Raw genomic sequence first — 6,117 nt, 5'->3', positions numbered from 1 at the left:
GGGCGCGGGGGCCGGCTGCGGCGCGGCTGCCGCGGTGCAGTGCGGAACCGGCGGGCCCTGCGCGTTCCCCCAGGGCGTCCCGGATCCGGACTTCATCGCCGCCGCGTGCACGTATCAGGACACCGACAAGTCCGTGGACGACGCCGTGAACGCCGTGATGGCGACGCTCAGCGGCTGCGGCGTGGGCAGCGATTGCCCGATCACGACGGTGGGCGGCAGCGACGTGAACGAGATCTGCCAGAACTGGTTCGCCGCCGTCACTGCGGAGCTCAGAAACCAGGGCTTCTGCGCGGGGCAGCACGCCGTGGGCAGCACCGACGAGATCGCCGTCAGCAACACCTGCTGCGAAGGCAAGTGGTACGGCTATCACATCTGCAACTATGGCGGCGGCAAGGTGGTGTGGAACCCGGGGGCGCGCCGCGGCTGGTGGCAGATTCAGTCGAGCTACTGCACGCCGTAAGGGTGGGTCAGAGCTCCAAGGCCGCGCGCAGCTCGCGTTCCAGGTCGGTCAGAGCTTCGGGCGCCAGACCGGGGGGAGCGAACAGCTCGAGGTGGAGCGCGCCGCGGAAACCGAACGCGACCACGGCGGGGACGCGAATGCCCCACACGTTGGGGCCGATGACGGCCACGGACTCCAGGTCGTCACCGAAGGCGGCGAGGCCGTCGTCCACCTTGCCGACGTTGGTGAAGACCAGACCCCGGCTCAGAGGCAGATCGATGAGCAGCGGGTGGAGCCAGCGCACGATGCGACGCGCGACGAAGTGCGGCGCGCCGAACGCGAGGGACAGGGGCGCGAGGACGAAGGCTGGGCCCGCGAGGCCGCCGCGCTGGCGAGCGGTGATGCGCGCGACCGCGCGGGCGCTGGTCGCGAGGTCCTTCGTGACGCTGCGCGGGACGAAGGCCGTGAGGATGCTCGACGTGTTGGCGGCCGTGAGCTTGGGCGTCCCGGCGTAGCGCCGCAGGTCCATGGTGTACATCACCGCCAGTGGCCCCTGACTCGAACGACCCGCGGCGACCCGCGCGAGGGCGGCGAGCAGGGCGTCGTTCACACTGGTGCCGGAGCGCTGCTTGATGCGGGCGAGGTCGTCCGGGGCGATGCGCAGGTGACGCCACGCGGCCGGCTCCGCGGTGGCGGCCGGAAAGTGCCGCTCGCGCCGCGCAGCGCCCAGCGTGCGCAGCGGAAAGGCCGCGGTCGCGGCCATGTCGCGCAGCAGCACCGGCAAGTGCCACGCCCGGAGCCCCGCCAAGGATCCGGCCACGGTGCGATCGCGGTCCACGGGAAACGCCGGCGACACCCCGGCGAGATGCGCCCCCAGTACGTGCCCCACCGCGGCGATGCCGCCGCCGTCCGCCGCGACGTGGCTGATGCTGAAGAGCAGCCGCGTGCCCTCGGGGCGTTCGATGCTCACCAACCGCAGCGGGCGCTCGCGCCGCACGTCGATCGGGCGCCGCGCCCAGCGCTCCGTCTCGGCGTCCACGTCCACGGGCACCGACACCTCATGCACGGCGCGCGAGACGGGCGCGCTCACCGGCAGCCAGCGATCGCGCCACAGGCCCGGCTCGTATCTGCAGCCGAGCACGGGAAACGCCTCGACGGCAGCCGCCAGCGCCCGCGTGAGCTCCTCGCGCGAGAATCGCCGTCGCAGATCCAGCACCGCGTGGATCCCCAGGTCCCCGTAGCGATCGATGGACGCATGCAGCGCGACGTCCGGCAGCTCTGCGGCGAGCACGGCTACTGGCTCCGCAAGTGCTCCGGCAACAGCGACATGCGCGTGCTCACGGGGTCGCCCTTTTCCGAGTGCTTCTCCACTTCCTTCACCAGCTCAGCCAAGTGTTCTTGCGACACGTCGGCCGCGTCCGCGATCTTGTCGATGATGCTGCGCTCGTCGGCGCTCAGCCCTTCACTGGAAAAGGCAATCGCCAGCGCCACGCGCAGCCCGGGCTCCGCCGCGTCGCAGTCGTGCAAGATGGCGCCCACCAGCCGGGCCCGCGGCTCCGCCCCCGCCGCCTGAATCACCTCCGCGCTGGCGCGGATCAGGGCGTCCACCAGCTCCGGCGTGAGGTTGGTCTCCAGTAGCGTCTGGAACACGTCCGACAACAGCGCGCGTTCCTGCTCGTCCACCGTGCCGTCGGCGTTGGCGACCAGCACGCCGATGTCGATCACCGGCGTGGGATTGTAGTCGTGGCGCTCGAAAGCAGCGCACAGCTCTTCGATGGCGGGGGCGATCACGGCGTGCATGGCTCAGCCCTCCCCTCCGTGGCGCTTCTCCATGCCCAACATGAGCTGGGCTCGAAGCGCGCGCATGCCTTCCAGCACCTCCGGCGCCGCCTGGCTCTCCTCCGCGTGGTGCAGCGTGGCGTCGAGCGTGGCGATGTGCGCGTTCTGCATTGCCCTGAGCGAGTACGTCATCTGCAGGAACGTCTCGAACAGATCTTCCAGCTCGTCCCCCTTTCGGAGCCGCGCATCCACCGCCAACCGCCCGGTGCTCACGCGGCGGAGCAGCCGCTTCATCTTGTACACCGGCCCCACGATGCGATGAGTGATCACGATGCCCATCAGCGTCAGGATCACGAGCAGCACCACGCCGGCGCCGATCAGGAGCATCTGCATGCTCTTGCGATCCTTGCCGATGCTTTCTTGCAGCGCCTTCACCTCGTCCAGGTTCTTGCTCTGCTTCTTGTCGACCTCCGCCAGGGATTCGTTCATCGCCGCCGCGAGCCCTGCGTTCTCGGGCCCCGCCATCTCCACCGCGCCACGCGCCAAGATGTTGTTGGTCTTGGACTCCTTGAACGCCTTCTCGGCTTGAGTGACGGCAATCTGCGCGGTGTCCGACGCCCGGCTCGCCAGCCGCGCGATCAAGAAACCGAGGCCGACCATCACCGCCAACACGACGACGACGAGGTAGCTCGTCCACTTCAGCTGAAAGCGCGGATCCAGGAGGTACCGTCGAACGCGACGAGGCGAGGCCATGCACCCACGCTACAGGTTTTGCCCGAGCCCAGCATCACCCTCGACGCACCCACATGGTGCGATTCCCCCACATTTCACGGTCTCCGCCCCGCACCCACTCGGGTTCGACCTCTCTACGGGCCGCGAGCCGCTCGAGGAACCCCACCCCTTCGGGTATCGGGAAGCGCGTTCGAAGGAGGACGATCACGCGGGGCTTTCGATACGTCCGCGCAGGGCGCATACATCGAAGGACATGTTCGTCCCGCGACGACAGCACTCCGACCGCGTCGTTTCCGCGGCGAGCCAACAACAGAAGGCGGCCAGCGAGGCGCATGGCTGAGCGAGTGCTGGTCACGGGGGCGACGGGATTCGTCGGGCGGCACTTGGTCCCGGTGCTGGAGGCGGCGGGACTGTCCGTGGTGTGCACCAGTCGCGACCCGGAGCGGGCGCGACGGCGGCACCCTGGGTGGGAGCTCCGGGAGCTGGACGTGGACCGCCCGGAGACGATTCCGCGGGCGCTCGAAGGCGTGGCGCGCGCCGTGTATCTGATCCACGGGATGGGCGCGGGGGACGATTATCCGGAGCGGGAACAGCGCGCCGCGGAGGCGTTTCGCGAGAGCGCGGAGCGGGCGAGGTTACGGCGGGTGGTGTATCTCGGCGGCATCGAGCCGGCGGCCACGCCGTCGCGACACCTGGCGAGCCGCCTGCAAACGGGACGGACCTTGCGCGCGGGCAGCGTGTCGACCATCGAGCTGGGCGCCAGCATGATCATCGGCGAGGGCAGCGAGAGCTGGCGCATCGTGCGAGATCTGGCCACGCGACTCCCGGTCATGGTGCTGCCGCGCTGGCTCGACTCTCGCACAGAGCCCATCGACCTGCGAGACGTCACGGCGGCGATCGCCCACGCGCTGGCCCTCGAGCACGAGGGCAGCGCGGCGTACCCACTGCCGGGGCCGGAGCTGATGTCACTGCGGGAAGTACTGCGGCGCACGGCGGCGCTGGCGGGCATTCGCCCCGTGATGCTGCCGGTGCCGTTCGTGACGCCGCGGCTGTCGAGCTACTGGCTGCGACTGGTGACGCGCGCCAACCGCCACATCGCGGACGAGCTGGTGGAAGGGTTGACGAGCGACCTGTACACCGAGGGCGAGGGCTTCTGGCGCTTCATGCCGGAGCACGAGCGCGTGCCCTTCGACGAAGCGGCGCGGCGCGCGTTGGCGGCGGAGGCACGCGGCCTGTCGCCGCTATCGCGATCCGCGGAGGGCGTGCTGCAAGCGCTCTCGCGGCGGGCTCAGAAGTAGCACTGCCCTGCGCCGCGGTAGGTGGGCGCGCGCTCCACCACGCGATCTCCGGAGACGAGCAGCACCTCGGAGAAACGCTCCATCAGCTCACCGGCCTTGGCGTGCCGGAAGAAGACGGGAGCCCCGAGGTCGAGCGCCACCCCGCGGGGGACGCGGAGCGGCGTCTGCACCTCGCCGCACATCTCGTGGGGCAAGAGCGAGAGGCCGTCCGGGAGCCAGGGGAGCGGGACGCGATCGGCGCCCGCTTCCCCGGAGGCGACGTAGCCGCCGCCCAGGCACGTGATCATGTCCGCGGCGGGCTTGCGCGTCGTTTCCAGGGCGAAGAAGCACGCGGGCTCCAGCGAGCGGACGAAGGCGTCGCTGTAGTAGTCGAACAAGTGCGGCTTGTAGAAGCCGGAGCCGGCCGTCACTTCCGTGATGCCGGGCTCCGCCGTGGTGGTGGAGAGCGATCCCGTGCCGCCGCCGTTCACGACGGACAGCTCGAAGCCTTCGGCGACGAGGGCGTCGACGATCGCGCCGCGGCGCGCGCGCACCTCGCGAGCGGACACGCGACGGATCGCGGCCTTGGCGGGGTTCATCCACGACGCGAAGGGGCTCGCGTCCCCCAAGCCGGCCACCTGCGCTTCGTAACAGAGCAATCCGACGAGGCGCACGCCCGCGACGCCGCGCGCGAAGCGCGCCAGCTCGACGACGTCGTCCACGTCGTGCAAGGGCGAACGCCGAACGCCGACGTGCACGCGGCCCCGCGCCGCGCGCAGACTCATGTCGACGCACAGTACGATGTCCGTCCCCGGCGCGCGGCCGCCGATCCGCTCGATGCCTTCCCGGGAGTCCACCGCGACGCGGATCGTCTTGCCCTCGGCGGCGAGACGGGCAACGACGTCGAGGTCCGAAGCTTGCCACGGCGGGTACGCGAGCAGGAAATCGTCGAAGCCCTCCGCCGCGAGGTACTCCGCCTCCCGCGCCGCGAAGCACATCACGCCGCGAAACGCCGCAGCTCCTTCGCGGAGCACGCGCCGCAGCAGCGAGACGACGCGCACGGACTTGCTCGCCGCGCGGAGCGGCTTGCCCCACACTGCGACCATCTCCACGTGCCGCGCGACGTTGCGGTCGAGGGCATCGACGTCTACGACCACCGCCGGCAGCCGTTCCCCGGAGAGGGCCGCGCGCAGCCGCTCGTACTCTCTGCTCATTCCGGCGCTACGCTACGGCAGCCATCGGCGCCGCGGAAGTGAGGGGCCGTGGTAGCCTGCTCGTCTGCGGGGCCTCACCGGAACCGCCCACGAGTGAATCGACGCCCCGCCCATGAACGGAAACCCGCGTCCCAACCAGCTGGACTTCAGCGGTCCCGGAGGATCGAAGCGACTGCTTTGGGTCATGACCCTGTTCGTGCTCGCCCCCATGCTGGTCTTGGGCGGCGTGCTGTTCGTCGTGTTCGTGGTGATCTACCCGTCACCGGGCACTCCCATCGCCAGCGTGGACGTGCGCCCGGACGTGCCGTTTTCCCTGGAGTTCACCTCGGACGGCGAGAAGAAGCGGGCATTCTTGACGGTGGACTGCACCGGCTGCGGCGGCGACATCGCTCACGGCACCTTCGGCGTCTGGTCTGGAGATAGTCAGGTCGCGAGCCATAGCATCGACGACATGGACAACGGCTACGCCTACACGAGCGAGGAGTGGGCCAATCGTGATCGCCGCGTGGGCCACCTCTTGTTCGACATTCCGCCGCAGCCCGCGGGCGCGAAGGTACGCATCACCGGCACCCTCACGTTTCCGCCGCCCACGCTGATCGGCATCTCGCCCCCCAGCGCACCCCACGACGGCCCGCCCCCAAAGGTCACCGAGTGCCGCATCTGGGTGGCGAAGTAG

The 6,117-nt window shown here is 70.1% G+C and carries 7 protein-coding genes; 3 read left to right on the top strand and 4 right to left on the bottom strand.

Going from position 1 to position 6,117, the window contains the following annotated elements; all coding sequences use genetic code 11:
* Positions 1-460: hypothetical protein (locus H6717_40970; GenBank protein MCB9583477.1), on the top strand; the 460-nt coding region annotated here is incomplete at its 5' end.
* Between the two features lie 7 nt (positions 461-467).
* Here the strand turns inward: H6717_40970 and H6717_40965 are convergent.
* Genes H6717_40965 through H6717_40955 form a run of 3 tightly spaced genes read right to left on the bottom strand, consistent with a single transcriptional unit; the run spans position 468 to position 2,971 of the window.
* Positions 468-1,730 (bottom strand): hypothetical protein, encoded by a 1,263-nt coding sequence (locus H6717_40965; protein MCB9583476.1) that lies wholly within the window; start codon positions 1,728-1,730, stop codon positions 468-470.
* Between the two features lie 2 nt (positions 1,731-1,732).
* Positions 1,733-2,239: a TerB family tellurite resistance protein gene (locus H6717_40960; GenBank protein ID MCB9583475.1), complete on the bottom strand. Its 507-nt coding sequence runs from the start codon at positions 2,237-2,239 to the stop codon at positions 1,733-1,735.
* Between the two features lie 3 nt (positions 2,240-2,242).
* Positions 2,243-2,971, bottom strand: coding sequence for a HAMP domain-containing protein (locus tag H6717_40955; protein MCB9583474.1), 729 nt, complete (start codon positions 2,969-2,971; stop codon positions 2,243-2,245).
* A 311-nt stretch (positions 2,972-3,282) separates the two neighbouring features.
* Here H6717_40955 and H6717_40950 point away from each other — a divergent pair, with 311 nt between their 5' ends.
* The gene (locus H6717_40950) at positions 3,283-4,248 is read left to right on the top strand and encodes an NAD(P)H-binding protein (GenBank protein ID MCB9583473.1); all 966 of its coding nucleotides are present in this window, start codon (positions 3,283-3,285) and stop codon (positions 4,246-4,248) included.
* Here the strand turns inward: H6717_40950 and H6717_40945 are convergent.
* On the bottom strand, positions 4,239-5,441 hold the full coding sequence (locus H6717_40945; protein MCB9583472.1) for an alanine racemase: 1,203 nt from the start codon (positions 5,439-5,441) through the stop codon (positions 4,239-4,241). The genes H6717_40950 and H6717_40945 overlap by 10 nt on opposite strands.
* A gap of 112 nt (positions 5,442-5,553) precedes the next feature.
* Between H6717_40945 and H6717_40940 the strand changes: the two genes are divergently transcribed.
* The gene (locus tag H6717_40940; GenBank protein MCB9583471.1) at positions 5,554-6,117 is read left to right on the top strand and encodes a hypothetical protein; all 564 of its coding nucleotides are present in this window, start codon (positions 5,554-5,556) and stop codon (positions 6,115-6,117) included.

The organism is Polyangiaceae bacterium (assembly GCA_020633235.1).
Classification (GTDB): Bacteria; Myxococcota_A; Polyangia; order Polyangiales; family Polyangiaceae; genus JACKEA01.
This window is presented reverse-complemented; position numbering and strand designations above follow the sequence as displayed.